This is a genomic window from Paenibacillus sp. SN-8-1 (genome assembly GCF_050995535.1).
In the GTDB taxonomy this organism is placed as follows: domain Bacteria; phylum Bacillota; class Bacilli; order Paenibacillales; family Paenibacillaceae; genus Fontibacillus.
Genome location: NZ_CP194782.1, coordinates 2,285,794 through 2,305,818, shown reverse-complemented (window position 1 = coordinate 2,305,818; position 20,025 = coordinate 2,285,794). Strand labels below are relative to the sequence as shown.

At 46.9% G+C, this 20,025-nt stretch carries 20 protein-coding genes and 1 pseudogene; 17 read left to right on the top strand and 4 right to left on the bottom strand.

Annotation, left to right across the window (positions count from 1 at the left end; all coding sequences use genetic code 11):
• Positions 1-137 precede the first annotated feature (137 nt).
• Positions 138-584 (top strand): OsmC family protein, encoded by a 447-nt coding sequence (locus ACRRNK_RS10950; protein WP_433942791.1) that lies wholly within the window; start codon positions 138-140, stop codon positions 582-584.
• A gap of 107 nt (positions 585-691) precedes the next feature.
• Here ACRRNK_RS10950 and ACRRNK_RS10945 read toward each other — a convergent pair whose 3' ends face one another.
• The 3 genes from ACRRNK_RS10945 to ACRRNK_RS10935 form a co-directional block, all read right to left on the bottom strand.
• Complete coding sequence (locus ACRRNK_RS10945; protein WP_433942790.1) at positions 692-1,348, bottom strand: glycosyltransferase; 657 nt, start codon at positions 1,346-1,348, stop codon at positions 692-694.
• 93 nt (positions 1,349-1,441) lie between these two features.
• Positions 1,442-1,663, bottom strand: coding sequence for a hypothetical protein (locus tag ACRRNK_RS10940; protein WP_433946749.1), 222 nt, complete (start codon positions 1,661-1,663; stop codon positions 1,442-1,444).
• A 269-nt stretch (positions 1,664-1,932) separates the two neighbouring features.
• Positions 1,933-2,631, bottom strand: a complete 699-nt coding sequence (locus tag ACRRNK_RS10935; protein WP_433946748.1) for an acyltransferase family protein — start codon at positions 2,629-2,631, stop codon at positions 1,933-1,935.
• Positions 2,632-3,008: 377 nt separating this feature from the next.
• On the opposite strand from ACRRNK_RS10935, the gene ACRRNK_RS10930 reads away from it, so the two are divergent.
• From ACRRNK_RS10930 to ACRRNK_RS10910, 5 genes are all read left to right on the top strand, one after another.
• The gene (locus tag ACRRNK_RS10930) at positions 3,009-4,940 is read left to right on the top strand and encodes a fructose-1,6-bisphosphatase (protein ID WP_433946747.1); all 1,932 of its coding nucleotides are present in this window, start codon (positions 3,009-3,011) and stop codon (positions 4,938-4,940) included.
• A gap of 194 nt (positions 4,941-5,134) precedes the next feature.
• Positions 5,135-6,454: an IS4 family transposase gene (locus tag ACRRNK_RS10925; protein WP_433942885.1), complete on the top strand. Its 1,320-nt coding sequence runs from the start codon at positions 5,135-5,137 to the stop codon at positions 6,452-6,454.
• Between the two features lie 331 nt (positions 6,455-6,785).
• Positions 6,786-7,259, top strand: coding sequence for an IS200/IS605 family transposase (gene tnpA / locus ACRRNK_RS10920; RefSeq protein WP_433942914.1), 474 nt, complete (start codon positions 6,786-6,788; stop codon positions 7,257-7,259).
• A gap of 211 nt (positions 7,260-7,470) precedes the next feature.
• The gene (locus tag ACRRNK_RS10915) at positions 7,471-7,878 is read left to right on the top strand and encodes a hypothetical protein (protein WP_433946746.1); all 408 of its coding nucleotides are present in this window, start codon (positions 7,471-7,473) and stop codon (positions 7,876-7,878) included.
• Positions 7,879-7,892: 14 nt separating this feature from the next.
• Positions 7,893-8,321 (top strand): MarR family winged helix-turn-helix transcriptional regulator, encoded by a 429-nt coding sequence (locus tag ACRRNK_RS10910; protein WP_433946745.1) that lies wholly within the window; start codon positions 7,893-7,895, stop codon positions 8,319-8,321.
• 18 nt (positions 8,322-8,339) lie between these two features.
• On the opposite strand, the gene ACRRNK_RS10905 is transcribed toward ACRRNK_RS10910, so the two are convergent.
• On the bottom strand, positions 8,340-9,032 hold the full coding sequence (locus ACRRNK_RS10905) for a L,D-transpeptidase family protein (protein WP_433946744.1): 693 nt from the start codon (positions 9,030-9,032) through the stop codon (positions 8,340-8,342).
• Positions 9,033-9,405: 373 nt separating this feature from the next.
• On the opposite strand from ACRRNK_RS10905, the gene ACRRNK_RS10900 reads away from it, so the two are divergent.
• The 11 genes and pseudogenes from ACRRNK_RS10900 to ACRRNK_RS10850 all read left to right on the top strand — a co-directional run bounded on the left by ACRRNK_RS10900 (position 9,406) and on the right by ACRRNK_RS10850 (position 20,024).
• A complete protein-coding gene (locus ACRRNK_RS10900; protein ID WP_433946743.1) occupies positions 9,406-9,804 on the top strand; it encodes a hypothetical protein in 399 nt (132 codons plus the stop codon).
• Between the two features lie 144 nt (positions 9,805-9,948).
• A pseudogene (locus ACRRNK_RS10895) lies at positions 9,949-10,694 on the top strand (cation diffusion facilitator family transporter).
• A gap of 393 nt (positions 10,695-11,087) precedes the next feature.
• Entirely contained in the window at positions 11,088-11,261 is a 174-nt protein-coding gene (locus tag ACRRNK_RS10890; RefSeq protein WP_433946742.1) for a lysine biosynthesis protein LysW, read from the top strand.
• 10 nt (positions 11,262-11,271) lie between these two features.
• Positions 11,272-12,165: an ATP-grasp domain-containing protein gene (locus ACRRNK_RS10885; protein ID WP_433946741.1), complete on the top strand. Its 894-nt coding sequence runs from the start codon at positions 11,272-11,274 to the stop codon at positions 12,163-12,165.
• Between the two features lie 23 nt (positions 12,166-12,188).
• The gene (locus tag ACRRNK_RS10880) at positions 12,189-12,851 is read left to right on the top strand and encodes a degT/DnrJ/EryC1/StrS aminotransferase (protein ID WP_433946740.1); all 663 of its coding nucleotides are present in this window, start codon (positions 12,189-12,191) and stop codon (positions 12,849-12,851) included.
• Positions 12,848-14,170, top strand: coding sequence for a DegT/DnrJ/EryC1/StrS family aminotransferase (locus ACRRNK_RS10875; protein WP_433946739.1), 1,323 nt, complete (start codon positions 12,848-12,850; stop codon positions 14,168-14,170). Before ACRRNK_RS10880 ends, ACRRNK_RS10875 begins: the two co-directional genes overlap by 4 nt.
• Entirely contained in the window at positions 14,167-15,216 is a 1,050-nt protein-coding gene (argC, locus tag ACRRNK_RS10870) for an N-acetyl-gamma-glutamyl-phosphate reductase (RefSeq protein WP_433946738.1), read from the top strand. Before ACRRNK_RS10875 ends, argC begins: the two co-directional genes overlap by 4 nt.
• The gene (locus ACRRNK_RS10865; protein ID WP_433946865.1) at positions 15,216-17,063 is read left to right on the top strand and encodes a M20/M25/M40 family metallo-hydrolase; all 1,848 of its coding nucleotides are present in this window, start codon (positions 15,216-15,218) and stop codon (positions 17,061-17,063) included. The genes argC and ACRRNK_RS10865 overlap by 1 nt, the downstream gene beginning before the upstream one ends.
• Entirely contained in the window at positions 17,064-17,882 is an 819-nt protein-coding gene (locus tag ACRRNK_RS10860) for a 1-deoxy-D-xylulose-5-phosphate synthase N-terminal domain-containing protein (RefSeq protein ID WP_433946737.1), read from the top strand.
• Complete coding sequence (locus tag ACRRNK_RS10855) at positions 17,879-18,820, top strand: transketolase (protein WP_433946736.1); 942 nt, start codon at positions 17,879-17,881, stop codon at positions 18,818-18,820. The genes ACRRNK_RS10860 and ACRRNK_RS10855 overlap by 4 nt, the downstream gene beginning before the upstream one ends.
• Positions 18,810-20,024: an MFS transporter gene (locus ACRRNK_RS10850; RefSeq protein ID WP_433946735.1), complete on the top strand. Its 1,215-nt coding sequence runs from the start codon at positions 18,810-18,812 to the stop codon at positions 20,022-20,024. Before ACRRNK_RS10855 ends, ACRRNK_RS10850 begins: the two co-directional genes overlap by 11 nt.
• Position 20,025 lies beyond the last annotated feature (1 nt).

Sequence of the window (20,025 nt, the reverse complement as noted above, 5' to 3'; positions counted from 1 at the left end):
ATTTGATGCCAGGGTCTTCTTGTGGTTTGTTGGATTGACAGATTCTAACATCGCGCTTATAATGCGTATTATACATAGTGGATAAGTCGGTATTGCAAATGATTATGCACGTAATTACATTTAAAGGAGAGTATATTATGGCTGATGTTCATACCTTCAAAGCAACAGCACACTTACAAGATGGAGTAAGAGTTAAAACAACCTCCAGAAATTTCGAGTTGACCATCGATGAACCCAAGAATTTAGGCGGAACGGATACGGGAATGAATCCAGTTGAAGCATTGCTCGCCTCATTAGGCGCATGCCAATCTATCGTAGCCAGGGTCTATGCTTCCAAATTCGGTGTGAATCTCAACGATTTTCACGTGGAGGTTGAAGGGGATATTGATCTCGATGGATTTTTCGACAGATCTACGGTTCGTCCAGGCTACTCAGACATCCGGTATACGTTCCGAATCAAAACCGATTCACCAAAAGAGAAGGTTGACGATTTTATACAATTTCTGGAGAGCAAGTGCCCGGTTGGAGATACTATTGCGAACCCGGTAAATCTTAGATTAGAAAGCGTCATTATTGAAAACTAGAACTTCTCGTTCCTCAGATGTTTCTCATAAAGTTCATCTTAATACTAATGGGCATCCGTAATACAAAACGGATTGCCCATTTTTATATGAATTGTCTTAGTGCTCACTTAAAACTTATCAGGAAACTGTTTGACAATACCTTCTGTCAGAATGTCCGCTAAATGAATCATGTGGATCTCGTTTTTGTCGGTTGCTGCGATATCCGCTTTCCAATCGCCTTTGAGACAGTTAAGGACTATCTCTGTTATCAGCTGAAGGTGCGTGTACAGCATATCTTGCAGCTCTTTAAACTGCCAGTTCGGATTCGCTGCGCTTAAAAATTTGGCGATATCGTCGGCATTTCTATGCCAATCCGCCTCAAGCTTTTTCACTTCCGCCTGATTGCCCGCTTTAGCCGCCGCTACAATTTTCCCTGCGATCAGAATATGCTCTCTTAGAAGATCCGCCAGTTTATTGCCTGCAGCTTCCCCATAATAAGGTTTGATCACATTCCCTATATCCTGCTGGTTTCGTAAAAGCCGATTCAATACATCTTGCTGATCCGGGCGATTGGATATGGCACTGACGATATAGCTTCTTGTCCATATTGTGTGGTCAATCCAAACCTTCTGCATATCGGTTTTTAACTGAACCATTTTGGGACTTATGCAAAGCGCACCTTTTTCTTGGGTAATCTTCGCCGCATGCGCGGATGCAACTGTCGGTGACATGCTAGTTACGAGCGCCAAGGATAATGGCAAGGCTAGCAACCAATTGTTTTTCACATTCATCTGCTCCTCTGTACAATGTAATAAAACAGGCTGTCTTATTATGGTTAAATATGCCGACTTTATACAGAGTTTAGTTACGAAGATGATTTACGAGGATTGCTGTATATGTCCCTTTTCCTTGATTGGCTTGCTAAGCTCCGGATCGAACAAGCGACTGCTCCATGTACCAAGAAGCTTAACCGTTCCGCTATCTATATAGCGATACATAAGGTGACTTAAGGCGAAGATAACGATCAACGTAATTGGCATTACAATCGCCAGATTGGGCCGTACGATAAGCTGCTGGATAATTGCATGAACAGATAACATCCAAGAGAGAGAATAATAGTAAAGTGTACGAGATATAGCGAGAACGATACTTTTCCTAAATAAGCAAACGGCTTACTGCTAAACAGGGTCTGCATCCACTTTGAATTGAGCGAGGCAAGTATGATTAAGAATGACCCTATAACATGATAGAATACGAAAAACGAAAACCCAGGTGCGTTCCAAACAAGAATCGAATAAACCGTATTTTCACCTGCGACATAAGGAAATGATCCTACATAAATACCGATAATGACAAGCAGTACATTGACTCACGGGCGGTTGACCAGCTCAAGCCAATTGCGTCCGCTATTATGCAGATCACTTAGCAGCAAGCCTAAGACGAAGCCCAGATAATAAGAATCCAGGAAGCAATAAATCAATAGAGGATAAGCGATATAACGAATCCTTAGCTTACCTAGCAGGATCAAGAATGTGAAAATCAGAAACGATCCAAATAACTCGTATGTCATCGTCCATAATACCGGATTGTACTTATTCCCATAGGTGAAAAATGTATGGAAGAGCCCTTCTGTCCACATTGCCCAGATGGTTGGGTCAGCGGCATATGGATCTGGCATTGTAGACATTGTAACCGGACTTATATCGTCGAAATAACCGAATTCGAAGCTCATCAGAGCAAAGGCAAATATAACGGAAACAAAAGCTGGAATTGCTAGCCGGAAATATCTGCGTACCGCGCTCGAATAGATAACCCGGTTCACCTTGTCCCGAAAAAAACGATAACTTAGAACATACCCGCTTAAGACGAAGAACAATGTTACCGAAAAATTACCATTAAAAAGTAGATTAATCGGAGTTTTAGAAGCTGGTGTCTCAAAGGCAAAGTGCACGATATCCCCATTACCTTCAAACACCGAAGGCATGAATACCTGAAAGAAGTGGGCAAATACAACGATAAATGCAGCTGTACCCCTAATCCCTTCCAAATAAATGATTTTTTGTTTCACGATCATCTCCCTCTCGTCCCATCGTTTTCTTATGTCACTAACGAGAAATTTAGGAACATAACGGTTATGAATCCAATGATTTCAATATGCTAAATTCCAAATATAAATCAGTTCGGAATTTTTTGTCAATAACTGTGGGGTGTTGAATCATCTTGAACTTAAAGCAGCGTTCAACGAAAGGGTTAATTGAATTAACGGGTGGATACGCTATGAGGAGAGGGAATTAAATAAAGGTATAAAATCCAAGCCGCCATTGGCGGTTTTTTTTGGATTTATCCATAACAGGACTCCGGAAAGAAGGACACAGGCAGGAATTTGCTTCAAATGAGCTAATTAGGTATATACATCTCTATACTTACTTGAAGGGGGACATCTATTTGGATGCACAGTTTCTAGATTTATTGGCCCATAAATATGATACGGAAGAGAAAGTCATAACAGAGATCATCAACCTTGAAGCCATCTCCAACCTCCCAAAGGGAACAGAGCATTTTGTCAGTGATTTGCATGGGGAGTTCCATGCTTTTCAGCATGTACTTAGAAACGGTTCGGGTACTGTAAAAGAGAAAATCAGAGACTTATTCCGTGAGGTATGGACGGATAACGAAATTAATGATTTTGCGGCATTGGTTTATTATCCGGAAGATAAAATAAAGCTGGTTAAAACAGACTTGTGCAATACACAAGCCTTGAACCAATGGTACAGACAAACGATTGAACATATGCTCAAACTCATTTCTTATGCTTCTTCCAAATATACGCGCTCGAAATTGCGTAAAGCTCTGCCGGAGCAATTTGTGTATATTGTGGAAGAGCTTCTATACAAGACGGATTTGACGAACAATAAGGATCCTTATTATGAGGAAATATACGAGCAAATTATCTCCTTAGGCCAAGCGGACAAGCTCATTATCGGCCTTGCTTATACGACCCAGCGCCTGGTGGTTGACCATCTTCATGTTGTCGGTGATATCTATGACCGCGGACCTGACCCCGATAAAATTATGGACACGCTGATCAACTACCATTCTGTAGACATTCAGTGGGGGAACCATGATGTTCTATGGATAGGAGCCTATTCAGGTTCCCTGGTCTGCCTTGCGAATATTATCCGGATCTGCGCCAGATACGATAATCTGGACATCATTGAAGACGTATACGGGATCAATCTTCGCCCACTGGTGAACTTGGCGGAGAAATACTATGATGACAATCCGGCCTTCAGACCGAAGCTGCAAGCCGGACATAACATATCGGAACAGGAAATCCAGCAGATTACCAAAATTCATCAAGCCATCGCCATGATCCAGTTTAAGCTTGAAGCCCCGATTATCAAGAGACGCCCATACTTTAAAATGTCCAATAGACTATTGCTTGAGCATATCGATTACGACAAAAATGAAATCAAGCTCGGCGGACAAACTTACCCGCTGGAGAACACCTGTTTCGCTACCGTAAATCCGAAGCAGCCTGAACAATTGCTGGAGGAAGAACAGCAAGTGATGGACAAGCTGTTGTTCTCCGTTCAGCATTCGGAAAAGCTGGCCAGACATATGAAATTTCTGATGAAAAAGGGTAGTTTTTATTTGAAATATAACGGGAATCTGTTAATCCACGGCTGTATTCCTTTGGATGAACAAGGCAACATGGAAAAAATGCAGATTGAAGACAGGACGTATTCGGGCCGTCAGCTGATCGATGTTTTTGAACATTATTTACGTTACGCCTTTACCCATCCGGAAGAGACGGATGATCTGGCTACGGATATGGTATGGTACATCTGGACAGGGGAATGTTCTTCCCTATTTGGAAAGAGAGAAATGACCACCTTTGAACGGTACTTTATCCAAGATAAAGAAACCCATAAGGAGAGAAAGAACCCTTACTACCATTTGCGTGAAAATGAGGAGATCTGCCGCAAAATCCTGCTGGAGTTCGATTTGGATCCGGATCATGGACATATCATTAACGGCCACACGCCCGTTAAAGAAATTCGTGGAGAGAACCCCATTAAAGCGAACGGGAAGATGGTCGTCATTGACGGTGGTTTTTCCAAAGCCTATCAATCCACAACGGGCATCGCAGGATATACCTTGTTGTATAATTCCTTCGGCATGCAGCTCGTTGCCCATAAGAAATTTAATTCAAAAGAAGAAGTGTTATGTAACGGAACAGACGTCTTGTCTGTAAAAAGACTGGTGGACAAAGAACTGGAGCGGAAGCTGGTCAGAGAGACCAATGTCGGCGAGGAGCTGCAGCAGAAAATTTCAAATTTGAAGGATCTCCTGGAATATCGCTACATGAAATGATACAGCTGCAAAGTACAAAGAGCCTCCCGAGGGCAATGTCATTAAGTTAAAGCGTGTGCCCAATATTCAAAAGCAAGAGCAGGTTATCGAATAGATAGCCCGCTCTTTTTTGTGCCCAAAAAGACAAATAAGCCTTGACAAGCAGTTGAAAATGTGTGGCGAAGCCCCTTGAAAAAAATGAGGGGGTTTCGCCCATGCATGCTTACGCGAGTTCACTAAAAGAAACGCTGACAACCCTCATTCGAGAGATGTCAGCGGCACCAGCGCCTTATGTCAAAAACCCCGAAAAGGACTTTACCCGGAAGAAAAAGCTGCCCTTCGAAACGATGATGCAACTTCTGATCTCTATGGGTGGAAACAGCATATACAAGGAGCTCTTGGAATCGCAAGGTTATGACGTAAACACGGCAACGACTTCCGCTTTTGTCCAACAACGCAATAAAATTTTGCCGTCTGCTGTAGAATGCTTATTTCACAAATTCACTCAAACGTACAAGGATATCAAAGATTACCGCGGATATCGATTACTTGCCATTGACGGTTCGGATTTACATATCGCAACGGATCCGGCTGACAAGAACAGCTTCTTTCAAAGTCAACCCAACACGAAGGGCTATAACCTCCTGCATTTGAACGCAGCGTACGACTTATGTAACAGACTTTACGTGGATGCTCTTGTCCAGCCAAGAAGGCTAAGTAACGAGGGAAGGGCGCTGGCAACCATGGTTGATCGTTCGCCCATCAAGAGCAAAACCATTGTGATTGCGGACAGAGGCTATGAAAGCTATAACAATTTCGCGCATATTGAACGTAAAGGGTGGAACTACGTTATTCGGGTAAAGGATTTGGATTCCAGTGGTATTCTGTCTAGCTTACGTTTGCCCGCTAGCGAAGAGTTTGATCGGGACATTTATCTGACACTTACCAGAAAACAAACCAAAGCGTTCAAGTCTTATCCTGGGTACAAATTCCTTCCGTCCAATTCTACATTTGATTTTTTGGATTCGCATGAGAACATGATTTACCCGCTATCTTTTCGGGTTGTTCGTTTCGTCCTGCCTGACGGCGCTTATGAAACCGTCATTACGAATCTTTCTGCCGCGGACTTCCCGCCCGATGAACTCAGGTCCCTTTATCGCATGCGATGGGGCATTGAAACCTCGTTTAGGGCATTAAAATACACGGTCGGTCTGACGAGCTTTCACGCAAAGAAGCAAGCGTTCATCGCCCAAGAGATTTATGCAAGAATGATTCTCTACAACTTCACTGAAATGATGACCTCGCACGTCGTCATTTCGCAAATGGATAAACGGCATCAATATCAAGTCAATTTCACGGTTGCCGTTTACGTTTGTAGACAATTCTTGCGCTCTCGAGGCGATGAACCCCCGCTCGATGTTGAAGCACTGATTCGCAAAAACATTTTGCCGATTCGACCCTTTAGCCCGGGACAAAAGAATACGCGCAAAATCCGCTATAGATCAGCTGTCAGCTTCGTCTACAGAGTAGCATAATTCGATTCATATGAACATTTTTTTAAGCGGATCGTCCATCCGTTTGTTTGCTGTACCCATTTTTCAGTCTTGCAAACAAAAAACAAACGGCACAGGGTATTTCCCATGCCGCTTCAGATTCATTTTCTATTCGCGATCTTGTCTTCGGAGACTAACTTAATGACATTGCTCCCGAGGGAGGCTTTTTGTTATGGCTTTAGCCGGTTGAGTGCGTGAAACGCGCGAAACAAAAAAACCACCCGCTATGCGGGTGGAGGGATCAGCGGTTTGACCACTAAGACCATTCCGATAAAATTGAGATGTTCAGGCTCAAAGAAAGGAATGGTCTTAAATGGCAAACAAGAGCTATAGTCTAGCTCACACAAAGTGGATGTGCAAATACCACATTGTCTTCACCCCGAAGTATAGACGGAAAGAGATCTATAATCAAGTAAGAAGAGATTTAATAGAAATTTTCAAACGCTTATGTAAGTACAAGGGAGTAGAAATTATAGAAGGTCACATGATGCCTGATCATGTCCATATGTTGGTCGCTATCCCACCGAAAATTTCAGTCTCATCATTCATGGGATATCTAAAGGGAAAAAGTTCGTTAATGATCTTCGAGAAGCACGCACAACTAAAGTATAAATACGGGAATCGAAAATTCTGGGCAGAAGGATATTATGTGAGTACGGTAGGTTTGAATGAAGCAACCGTAGCGAAGTACATTCGTGAACAAGAGGCACATGACCAAGCTGTAGATAAGCTGAGCGTAAAAGAGTACGAAGATCCATTCAGCAGCAACAGGGGCAAAAAGAAATAAACCGGTTTAACTGGTAAGTGAAAGTGACAATTAACACTGAGCCTGAACAGATTTGTGGTCAGGCTAGCGTCTTTAGGCGCAGTTTGGCAACAGGGGGTTATACCCCAAGAGCAAACCACCCGTTGGACGGGTGGTCATGATTGACATTACTTGGATAACAGATTATTATAAGTATATATATAATAAGTAACCTTATAAAGGAGCTGCGATAATGGAAATTGGTATTAAGATTGCTTTTAACGCACCGAAAGAGAAAATATGGGAGCACTATATTAACAAAGAAAAGCGTGTATTATGGGAGGAAGACTTAGAAGAGCTTCAATTTGACGGGGAAGTAAGAACAGGCACTACTGGCCGAATGAAATTGAAGGACATGCCAGCCATGGAATTTGTTTTATCAAAAATAGTTGAGAACGAGATCTATCACGATAAGTATACGATCCCAGACGCAGGTACATTTTATTTTTGCCATGATATCACAGAAGAAGACGGACAACTATTTGTGAAACATTCAATTTCTTCTGCTGAGGATAACGAAATTGCATTAAATGTTGTGACTCAAATTTTTTCGGATTTCCCAAAAGTGTTGTGGAAATTCAAAGAAGTAGTTGAGGCTTAATGGAATTCAACTCAATGTTTAAGAACAATGCTGATGAATCAACCGGATTGCTGTTTGTTAAAACTTATAATAAGTGGCATGGTAGAATAAAGTCAGCATTAAGCAATTTAGGAATAACTCATCCTCAGTTTGTTGTGTTGAGTACGCTTAACTATTTAAGTCAATTTGAAAAACATATCACGCAAGCCAAAATTTCAAGCGTCTCAGAAATTGATGTAATGACTGTTTCACAAATACTTCGTACACTTGAGAGAAATGAATTTGTAAGCAGAAAGCAAAGCCCTATAGACTCAAGGGCCAATTCCATTGAAATTGGCCAAAAAGGTTTAGAAATTATCAGTAAAGCTATACCCATTGTTGAATCCATAGATTCTGAGTTCTTCGGGACATTAGGGTCTGAATTGGCACAGTTTAAAGATTCACTACGAAAATTAGTTGAATGACTATATTTCCTATATTGTTTATTCGACAAGCCCGAGTTCTTCATAAACTTTTGATGAGACTACACCGTTTGGCGTAAGGTGGTGATCCCTTTGGAACTTTTTAAGGGCTATCGTGGTATTCGAGCGAAACTTGCCATTACATAGTCCAGTAAAATATCCAGCGCTTTTTAATCGGGATTGAATCAATTGAACGTCTCCACCGACGTCTCCTTCAGCCAAATTTCTCGCATCATGATCAGGATCACCCAGGACATGTCCATAGATCGTTACTTTTGTTCCGATTGGGACAATGTTGTACAATTCCATGATGTCATTGTTGCGCATACGTATGCATCCGTGACTGAGGTGTTGTCCAATAGAATAGGGCCTGTTCGTACCATGTATGCCATAAGTTCCCCAAGGTACATTCAGACCCAGCCAGCGTGGACCGAACGCGGCTCCCCAGTCCTTGCCCTTATACACGATTTGGTATTCTCCAATGGGTGTTGGAGTGGATGGATTCCCGACGGCGACTTTATATTTTTTAATTGTGCGGTCTTTCGTCCGTACAACCAAAAGGTGGTCAGAAGGATAGACTTCGATGGAGAAATCTCCTTGATCTGCCACAATTGGCAATGTGGGCTCGGCGAATGAGTGGTTATGTTCAAATGAAACCAGTGTAAGCAAAAATACAACCGAGTAGAGATGAATGGAGAATAGGAGTCGTTTCATTGTTTAAACTCTTTTCGGGATGCTGTAGTTTTGGCTATTATATATTAAATGAGCCCATTTTATACGGATTGCGGCTGGAATGACATAGGATTCAAATCAATATTGGTGAAGAGGTATGAAATAGAATGAAACAAAGGAGCATCTTTCTGAAAACTTGTTGACATAAAGGATCACCCTTCTGTAGAATAAAAAACTAAGTAATTAACTCGGCTTTTGTTAGACGGAAAGGATGATTTCTCTTCTTATGTTTCTGCGTTCGTTAGTCATTTGCTGCTATTTAGCAATTATTTATTGCGCATCCAATCAAGTCCCATCACTAAAGATGGTTTTCTTTCCGACCCTTGGCGCATTCAGTTTCTTGTTTATACACCGTGTGGGTCCTATTAAAGACATAGGAAGGATTATTATTGGGGCGATTATCGCCGCGACACTTGGAAGCCTTTTTTATACCATCGATACAGGGGTGCTTTCATTTTTTGCAACTGCGATTCTTACACTGTCACTTATCAAGTTGTTTAAATGGAACGCTGCTCCAATCTTAGCCGTCTCGCTAATTCCTTACTTCTCCCATCCGGCTTCAATATGGGCGTTACCCGCTGCTGTTATGGCCTCGTTAGTCGGTCTAGTCCTGACTCTTTGGTGTATCGGTAAGTTAGAACAGTTGACCTGGATTACAAGACTTGATCCAACTCTGCGTAAGATGACGTCGGTGATAATGAGAACGGTTAGACGCCAGCCAGTTACCGGGATAACGCAGGAAACAAGGAATTAGCTTGTGCACAGCTATAATTGTACATATTTCAGTAGGAGCCGTTCCTTATAGGATCGGCTTTTTTCATTGGAAGAAAAGAACTGGGTGGTAGAAGAATGTGGTATAAATAGAGTTATGTGAAAAACAAAGAAAGTGGGTATGTTGATGGCAGCATATAATCACGATCAAGATCACGACCATGGGCACGGACAAACAAACAATAAAAGAGTATTGCTAATCTCATTTATTATCATTACCAGTTATATGTTGGTTGAAGCAGTAGGCGGATTTGTTACGAATAGTCTGGCTTTATTGTCCGATGCCGGTCATATGTTATCCGACTCGATTGCTTTAGCGATCGCTCTGCTGGCTTTCAAGCTAGGAGAGAGAGAGGCCTTAACCTGAATATGCGGGGAGCTTATCTGCACGTCCTCAGCGATATGTTGGGATCAGTCGGAGCAATTATCGCTGCCTTACTAATGATGTTCTTCAACTGGGGGTGGGCTGATCCATTGGCAAGTGTAGTCGTTGCAGTACTCGTTCTACGAAGTGGTTATTATGTTAGTAAATCATCTCTGCATGTTTTAGTGGAGGGAACCCCGCGTAACATTGATGTCAACGAAATCGTGCAGGCCATCTCACAGATAAAAGGGGTGAAAGCCGTCCATGATGTGCATATCTGGGCGATTACGAGTAACTTAAACGCGCTTACGGCCCATATCGTAGTAGCCGGAGATACAACAGTGTATGAGGCCGAAAACCTTCTCCAAAAAATAGAGCACATGCTTGAACATAAAAACATTTTGCATCCGACTTTACAAATTGAATCCGAAAAACATAGGCATGAAGAAACTACACTATGCAGCATAAAGGCGAGCCCACCAGACGCTCATGCCCATCACAACCATTAGAAGTAGAATAGAATTTTAAGCTTCTGAAAAATAAACATTTGTCGAAAGACAAGGACATATTTCCATGAAAAGCCGCTAATTTAGCGGATTTTTTTATACGTACACGTACTTGTCTTAAGTTCTGGGCAAAACTTCTACCAATTATCGAAATGGACAAGAAGCCGATCCGGGAGAAACCAAAGTCGTCCATCTCGCATCAAAGCGCCAGTTAGAATTCTTCTATTTACAAATAGATTTCTCCTATTATCCAAATACATCCAGTTAAGGTATTCTTTTAAATATAAATAGTTTACTAAATTGATAGGAATTATATGAAAATGATGTGAACTAAGTTATAAGGGATTCAATCCGTTATAATACATCTTTTTATAACCAATAGGAGGTGCAAGGAGGATGGCAGAGCTTAGCTGTCTTGTATGCAAGTCAGAGATAGAGGTAGAAGAACGTGCAACCACAGGAGAAATTGTGGAGTGCGACTCCTGCGGCCAGGAGCACGAAGTCCAGGTTGAAGCGAGCCGTGTCACCATCGCTTTGGCTCCCGAAATCGAAGAAACTTGGGGAGAGTAGGTATAAATCTATGGAGAACTCTAGCTCCATTCTAATGTGCGTCACGAAGCTAAGGGAAGAAGAGCGGCTTATCGTAGAACATCTTGGCCAGCTCGGCATCCGTGTTCAAGTGAATTTGGACTCCATGGATCTGCCCATCGGAGAAGATGACGTCCCGCCATACGGACAGGCCCTCATTCGGTGCCTGTCCCAAAAAAACGCGCTAAGCCGCTCCCAGCTACTCGAGCTTGCTGGATTTGAGACGCTAAATTCGGCTAAAGCTATCACGATTTGCACAAATAAAATTCATCAGGCTATTGTGTTCGAAAGACAGGGCATTCCGCAGCCTCGTTATCAAGTTGCATTCACCCCCGCGAAGCTGTACGACGCGCTTTCGGACTTAGGAAATCTATGCGTCATCAAGCCGGCTACCTCCTCATGGGGGCGGGGAATTGCCAGAATAACGGGAAAGGAATGCCTGGATGGATGGATCGCCGCGAGGGAGTCGGTCGATCCGAGCCACCAATCGTTTCCCGTCCTCGTGCAGGAATATGTGGAGAAAGGCGATTACGACATTCGTGTCGTCATTGTCGGCCGTAAGCCGATCGCTGCTTTTCGCCGGGTATCGGCCGAAAACTGGAAGACGAATACGCATCTGGGCGCGGAAATTAAACCCATCGAGATCAACGCCGACATTGCTGCAATTTGTGGGGATTTGGTCACCGTATTAGGTGAAGGCATTTATGGGGCTGATTTATTTTTCGATTACCAACAGCTACGTTATGTCGTATGCGAAGTGAATCAGAATCCCGAATTCGCAAAATCATGGAAGGTACATGGCGTTGATGTCGCCTATCATATCGCCAAGTACGTAAAGGAGAAGATTGACAGAACAAATAAGGTAAACCTTACGGTTAATTCATAGTATGTGGGGAGGAACAATGACGAATGGAAGACACTATAACGAAACCAGCGGCTCCAATTGAGAAGGAGCACTATTTTTCATTATCGTTTGTTTTGTCTAGAGTACTGAACTCGGGCGTAATTATGAGCATCGAAAAAAACGACCAGGAGTTAAAAGGACTGGCCAAAACGATAGCCAAGCTTACGAATACTAAATATGTTTCTCTGTTTAATAGCTTTACGGGCGCGGTGCATGGAGCATTCTGGGGGCAGGACATCGGCTACGGTATGACCGCGCGGCTCGAGCATGCCAGCGAGCAGGAAAGGAAGTTTGCAAAGTGGCTGGGTATTCAGCTCAGCTCGGATTCCTATACAGGAATCGCTTATTCCAAGATCGTGATTGATAGTCATAATCTTCACCGGTTAGAGCATGAGGCTCGAAGCACCGGTGCGCAGTCGCCCGTCCTTGTCCTCGATTTCACGGGGCTAGGCTTTGGCCCGGTTGCCGCAGTTGCGTCGAATGACGAGCTCATCTGGAAGAAGGCAGAGCGGCTCAAAATATTCGGAGCCTTCGACCTGCAGACGATGTGGACGCAGGAGGAGAGCGAGCCTGAGCTTCAGCCCGCAGTCCAATTCAACTACAGGCTGAGCCCGCTCGTGGCGGCCTGCGTCAAGATTTCGTTATTAAGGAGGAATTCATCCTCATGAGAACTGACTTTATCCGTAAACCGCTGGATCTGCCCAATGAGGAATCGGTCTGGTCTGGGCTCGCTGTAGACGGAGGACCGGCCATCATTCCCGAAGATGTTCGCAGGACTAATTTTCCCATCATCACAAAAGAAGATGTTATTCAAATGTTTGTCTCCATTCAACAAGACGGCGAGAGTGTCGTCGAGGAGTTCCAGGAAACATACCGAAGTTACGTGGGCGCCAATTACGCGATCGCTACGTCCAGCGGCACTTCGAGCCTGCATTTAGCTCTAGTCGGAGTTGGGGTGGAGCCCGGCGACGAGGTCATTGTACCGGCCTTCACATTTATCGCGACTGCTCAAGCGGTCGTTGCTGCCAAAGCGATTCCGATATTCGTGGATATCGATCCCGTCACGTATTGCCTGGACCCTTCAAAGGTGGAGCAGGCCATCACCAGCAAGACCAAAGCGATCATGCCCGTTCATGTGCACGGTTTGCCGGCCGACTTGCAAGCCTTGCGCCAACTGGCGGATAAACATTCGCTGCGCCTTGTTGAAGATGCTTCCCATGCCCATTCCACATCCATTCATGGCCGAGTGGCCGGCTCGATTGGAGATGGCGCGGGACAGAGCCTGATGGCGGATAAGAACTTCCCCGTCGGCGGCGAAGGAGGCATCGCATTCTTCCGGGAGAAGGAAGACTACCAGCGAGCGATCACGTTCCTGAATGAATCAGGCATCGATTACCGTATGTCCTGGATCGCCGCAGCGTTCGGAATAAGCCAACTGGATCGACTGCCCTATTACGATGCGATTCGTGCGAGAAACGCCGATTATTTGACGAACGCCCTCAAGGAGACAAAGCTGTTCAGCGGACCGTTCGTCCCGGAAGGCTATAAGCACAGCTACAATATGTACCGAGTGAAGCTGTCGCCGGAACGTCTGGGACTTGGGGATCTGGAGGATTTCCGGGTCAAGCATGCGGTGGAGCAGCTGATTCATGCGGAGGGTGTCTTCGCAAGGGAATGGCAGAACGTGCCGATTCCCGGCCATCTTCCGTTCAAGAACAGAAGAGGCTTTGGCAACGGCTATCCCTTCTCGCTGTCGGATCGGCAGGACTTTGGTTACGATCTGAACCGGTTCCCCGAGACGCTAAAAATGCTGCGCAGCACGCTCACGATCTGCAGGGAGCTCCGGACGCCGATCGAATACGAGCGAATTCAGGCTTATGCCCTGGCATTCAAGAAGGTCGACGCGAATCCGGATAAGATACGCGAGCTCGCGGAGCAAAGCGGCGACCTGAAGGTTGTCTACGAAAGAGATGCGAGGTTAGGATGAGCGGCACGGCGCAATTGAAGAAAGCGGCCATTCTCGGCGGCAGCGGTTTCACTGGTGCCGAGTTGTACAGGCTGCTCCGGAGGCATCCCGGCTTCGAGGTGACGTTTATTTCTTCTGAGTCGAATGCTGGCCTATCAGTGGACAAATATTACACGGCTTCGATCCACAGGAAAAAGCCAGGAGGTCTCAAATTCAGCCGGGTTTCTGAGCTGGATGGACATTATGATGCGATATTCTCATGCCTGCCAACGGGCGAATTGCCGAAGCTCATCGGTCAGCTCGCCGAGCATGCTGACTACATCTTTAACGTGAGCGGCGATTATCGGATTGCTGATACGACATTACTGCAGCGGTATTATCCGGAGACGCTTAAGCATGATTTCGAAGGGGGATGGCATTATTTCGTGCCCGAATTCAGCGAGATTGACCGGAGCAAGAAGGTTGTGAATTTGCCGGGATGCATGGCTGTGGCAACGATCTACACTTTGTATCCCCTAGTAGCGCATGACCTGATCGAGGAACGTGTGATTACGGACGCCAAGACGGGCTCAAGCGGCGGAGGCAAGTCGACGAGCGAGCATCATGCCGAGCGTACGAATAACTTCCGGGCGTACAAAGTTCACGGCCACCGGCACAAGCCGGAGATCGAACAGGCGCTGACCTACCATTTGGCACGCACAGTCGATCTTCAATTTTCCGTGTATAGTCTCGATTTACCACGGGGTATTATGGCGACCTCATATTCTTTGCTCAAGGAGGGTGTTAGCGCGGTCGATGTGCGAAAAGCATTCTATGGCACTTATGCGTCCAAGCCGTTCCTTCATTTTATCCCTGCCGGCAATGGTACTCCCATGATCAAGACAGTAAACGGGACGAATTACGCGGAGATTGGAGCCTATGTTGAAGGCAGAAACTGCGTATCCTTGGCGACGATCGATAACCTGATTAAAGGAGCGGCGGGACAAGCTGTCCAGGCGGCCAATCTGTATTTCGGATTCCCCGAGGAAGAAGGACTGCCCCGAGAAGGCGAACGGGCGTGGCCATAATGAGCAGAGGCAATCTATATGTTATCAAGCTTGGCAGCAGTACGATCGTCAATCATCCTCGCATCTTCGAGGAGATTGGACGCATCTCGCGTAGAGGGAATCAAGTGCTGCTCATCGCAGGCGGAGCGGAAGCGATACGCCGGAAGTACGAAGACCTGTCGCGGCCGATGCCCTTTCTGACGCTGCCATCCGGCGACGAAGTGCGCTATTGCTCCCCGGAGGAATTGCCCTATATCCGCGACGCCTACTATGAGAATATTTTGGCTCCGGTCAGAGAGCGATTGAAGGAACAGGGGCTTAACACGTTCGCGCAGCTTGGCGGCGATAACGGGCTAGTCCTCGGCAAGAAGGCGAAACCGATCAAGGCGATTCAAGGTGAGAAAACCGTTATCGTCCGGGATTCGTTCTTCGGACAATATACCGGCAGCCATTCCTCGTTCCTGCAAGATGCGCTGAATCATTTCGATGTTGTATGCCTGACGCCTCCAATCTGGGATCCAGAACTCTCATCGTATATCAATATCGATGCAGATGTATTGGCGGCAGAGCTTGCCGTAGAACTCGAAGCGCATCATCTACGCTTCGTGACTGGCACGGCGGGGCTGCTGCAAGATATTGAAGACGAAGGGTCCACAATTCCGGATGTGTACGGTGGCGAAGAGCTGCAATCCGTCAAAGGACGCATGAAGCAGAAGGTAAGGGCGGCAAGGCTGGCAGCCGAACGGGGAGTATGTGACGTGAATATCTCCGGTCCGCATTCGCTAGAGCACGGCGGCCGAACGTGGTTCTGGCAATCGGAGCGTGCTCCTGCAGCCTACGAGCTGCTGAACAAGGTTGTACGCATACCTTCAGTTTCCAAAGACGAACACGAGCTTGCCCGGTTCTTGCTTGGCGAGATTCAGGATCCATCGGTGACTGGACACATTGACGAAGCCGGCAATATTGTGTTCCGCAGAGGTAACGGTCCTCATACGCTAATGCTCTTAGGCCATATCGATACGGTACCTTATGTGTGGCCTGTTCGATCGGACGTAGAAGGTCTGGCCGGAAGAGGCGTCGTAGACGCCAAAGGCAGCTTCGTCAATTTCGTCCATATGCTGAAGGAATCGGACGTGCCCGAGAACGGTTCGCTGCTCGTCATTGGCGCAGTGGAGGAAGAGATCTCATCTTCCAAAGGCGCATTCTACATCCGGGATCACTACCGGGCGGACGCCGTCATTATTGGCGAACCGAGCGGCGAAGACAGCTTGACTCTAGGGTATTACGGATTGTTCAAGCTTCGGATAACCATCCGGCGCGCCCAGGAGCATACGGCGGCGAAGGACAGTGTCAGCGCAATCGACGAGTTATATCAAGTCGCGGCCGACATCCGCGGCAGAGTCCGGGATATCGATCCGCAGGGCTTGTCATCCTTGATCGATATTGAGCATCGCAACGAGCGCGGATATATCACGGTTACCGCCATCTTGAATTTCAGAATATCACCTGAAGCCGGCAACGGCTATAAGGACAAAGTTGATCTTTCCTTCGGTGATGCGATTACGGTCGAGGTACTTCGCGCAACTCCAGGTTATGCTAATCCGCGTTCGGATACGCTGGTGAAGGCTTTTGTCCGAAGCTTTGCCAAGCACGGGAAGTCGATCCGCTACTTGAAGAAACGAGGTACGAGTGACATGAACACGCTGGCGTCGGCTTGGTCTACCGTTCCGATGGTAGCTTATGGCCCGGGCGATTCCAGCCTGGATCATACGAACGACGAGTATTTGCACTACGCGGAAGTAGAATCTTCGAGAGCCATTCTGAGAGAAGCCGTTAACGAATGGTTCCGACTACGAACGGAGGATTAGATGGAACAGTCGATATCTGTATTCAGGGAACAGGAATTTGCGACTCCGTTACCAACCGATCTGGCCGAACTGGCGAAAGAGGCGAGGAAGCTAATCATCGACATGGCGGCCACGCCAACTGGGTGCCACATTGGGGGGAGTCTATCGGCTATTGATCTGCTTGTCACAGCTTTTGCCAAATACGGGCATGACCAACATAGCTCCGTCATCCTAAGCAAAGGACATGCAGCGGCGGCCTTATATGCGGCGCTGTACGTTCACGGGAAATTACCCTCCAATCCGGCGGAGAGCTACGGCCAGCAAGGCTCGCTCTATACGGGGCACCCGAACCATAAGCTGCCGGGTATCCCTTTTGCAACGGGAAGCCTAGGACATGGCGTCGCTTACGCGGCGGGCTGGGCTCTTGCTCAAAAGCTGCAGGGAACCGGGGGACTCGGCATCGCGATCGGCGGAGACGGTGAGCTGCAGGAAGGTTTGATCTGGGAAACGGCTCAAATCGCACAGGCGAGGTCGCTTTCGAATTTCATCTATATCATAGATTGCAACGGCGGGCAGAACGACGGATACGTCGAAGACATTTCGCCGATCCGCAATCTGAAGGAGCGCTTTGAGGCATTCGGATTTGCTGTCCGGGAAATTGATGGCCATCAGCATGAGGACATCTTCTCCGCTCTCACGCCCGACAGCGAGAAGCCGCTTGCCGTTCTAGCGCGGACCATTAAAGGCAAAGGCGTTGCCGCCCTCGAGGGAAATCCGGACGCTCACTACGCCAAAATCCCCGCCAAACTGGCGAAAAGATGGAAGGTGACTCTATCATGACTACGTTGTTGTCAGGGAGGGATGCGTACAAAGACGAGCTCGCCAAGCTCGCGGAAACCGAAGAACGAATTATATGCCTCGAGGCGGATCTAGGGGGCAAAAACCATCCATTTCAGATCCATCATCCTGAGCGGTTTGTCAATCTCGGCATCGCGGAGCTAGCGGGCGTTGATATCGCGGCCGGACTTGCCGAAGCGGGGTATGTCCCGTTCATCTCGACCTTCGCCGCATTCGCGGCATTGCGCGCAGCGGAGAGCGTGAAGCTATCGATGGGCTATATGGGTAAAAATGTGAAACTCGTCGCTCCTTACGGCGGCGTGTCCGGCGGATGGTTCGGTACAACGCATCATGCCCTTGAGGACATCGCGGTTATCCAGTCCTTCCAGAATATCCGGATTGCCTGTCCGCATGGGGAAGAGGAGACGAGGAGAGTTATCCGCGAAGCGGCCGCATCCGAGGAACCATATTATATTCGTCTATCTCGCAATGACGCATTCGATAGCTTACCACGCTTATCGGATAGATCTTGCAGGGATCTGCTTATAGAAGACAGGGGGACGGATGTCCCAGCTAGACTGTGTCTGATTTCCGTCGGGGAACAAGCAACGGAGCTATGCAAGACGCTAACTGAGGAGTACGAATTTGTCGCGCACGCTCATGCATGTTACATCGATAGTCAAAGTTTGAAAGCTTACGTAGAGCCGTTAAAGGCTTTAGCCGATCGTTTCCTCGTCGTCGAGGAGCATCGGGCGACCGGCGGAACCGCATCCTATCTGGCATTACTAATGCCCGAGCATTTGGTATATTCCCATGACTGTGGAGAACAGTGGCCGACTTATGGGGGGACGCATGCGGAAGTGCTTGCCGAATTAGGTTTTGGCCTCGAGACACTGAGGCAGCAAATCCTGTCCCTAGCAGGAGGTCCGAATGGTATTTAGCGTGCTAAAGACGAACAGGTTTCGCAACTATTTTATCTCGGATATCATATCCGGCTTCGGCGTGGGCATGGGCACGATCGGCGCCAATTGGTATCTAATGGACCGGACGGGTTCAATGACCGCTGTCGGACTAATGCTTTCACTTAACGTGATTGCCGGATTTCTTATATCGGCATTCGCTGGGACGTTCGTCGATAAGTGGAACCGGAAGACGATTCTGCTGTGGGCGAACGTTGTAAGAGCTGCCGCTCTGCTGCTGATTGCCAGTGCCTTCTATGGAACCGGATTCCATGTCGAATATTTGTACAGTTTTGCCGTGGTCAACGGTATGGGATGGGCGCTCTACATGTCGGCTTCGCGCAGCCTCGTGCAGGAGCTGCTGCCTGAGAATGAGCTGATTCAGGGCAATTCCTTAATTGAGATCAGCCTGCAGGTCGGCATGTTCATGGCCGGGGGGCTATCCGGCTTCCTGTACAAATATATCGGTTTTGAAGCGATCCTGTTGTTGAATGCCGCGGCTTTTCTCGTGAGCAGCCTCTTTCTTAGCCGGATCTCCTATTCAGCCTTGGCAGCCGAGGAAGCAGAGACCTCGTTTTTCGAATCATTTAAGGCCGGCATTGGGTATTTGGCGAAGAGGCCTTCTATATTCGTACTGGGCATCGTGTCCATTATCCCGCTTGTGTCGACAATGGTGTTCAACGTGGTACTGCCGGGTTATGTCAGCACGTCGGTTCGAGGGGACTCCGTCGTATTCGGGCTGTCGGATATGTGCTACGGATTAGGAGGCTTGCTGTCCGGCTTCTTGGCTGCTCCACTAGCGAGAAAGCTTACGCAGCATGGGACGATTCTGATTATCTTCCTCGTATCTGTATTGAATCTTGTGGCCATTGCGTTTAATTCAACCGTTATTTTACTCTATATCGGAAGCGTGCTCATCGGTTTAACGAATTCCTCGCTGCGCATTCTGATCACAACAGCTCTCATGGAATCGGTCTCAAAATCGTATATGGGGCGAGCGACTTCAGTCTGGATGGGCATTTCCTTGCTGCTGCAGACCTTCTCGGCCACAGGCTTAGGCGTTGTTATCGACCGATACTCGCCAGGGCTCGGCTTTATTCTCATGGCAGGCTTGATGTTCGCCGGGCTCATCGTTTATTACATTCTAAACAGCCATTCGCCGCAGAAACAAACGATAGAGGCATAAG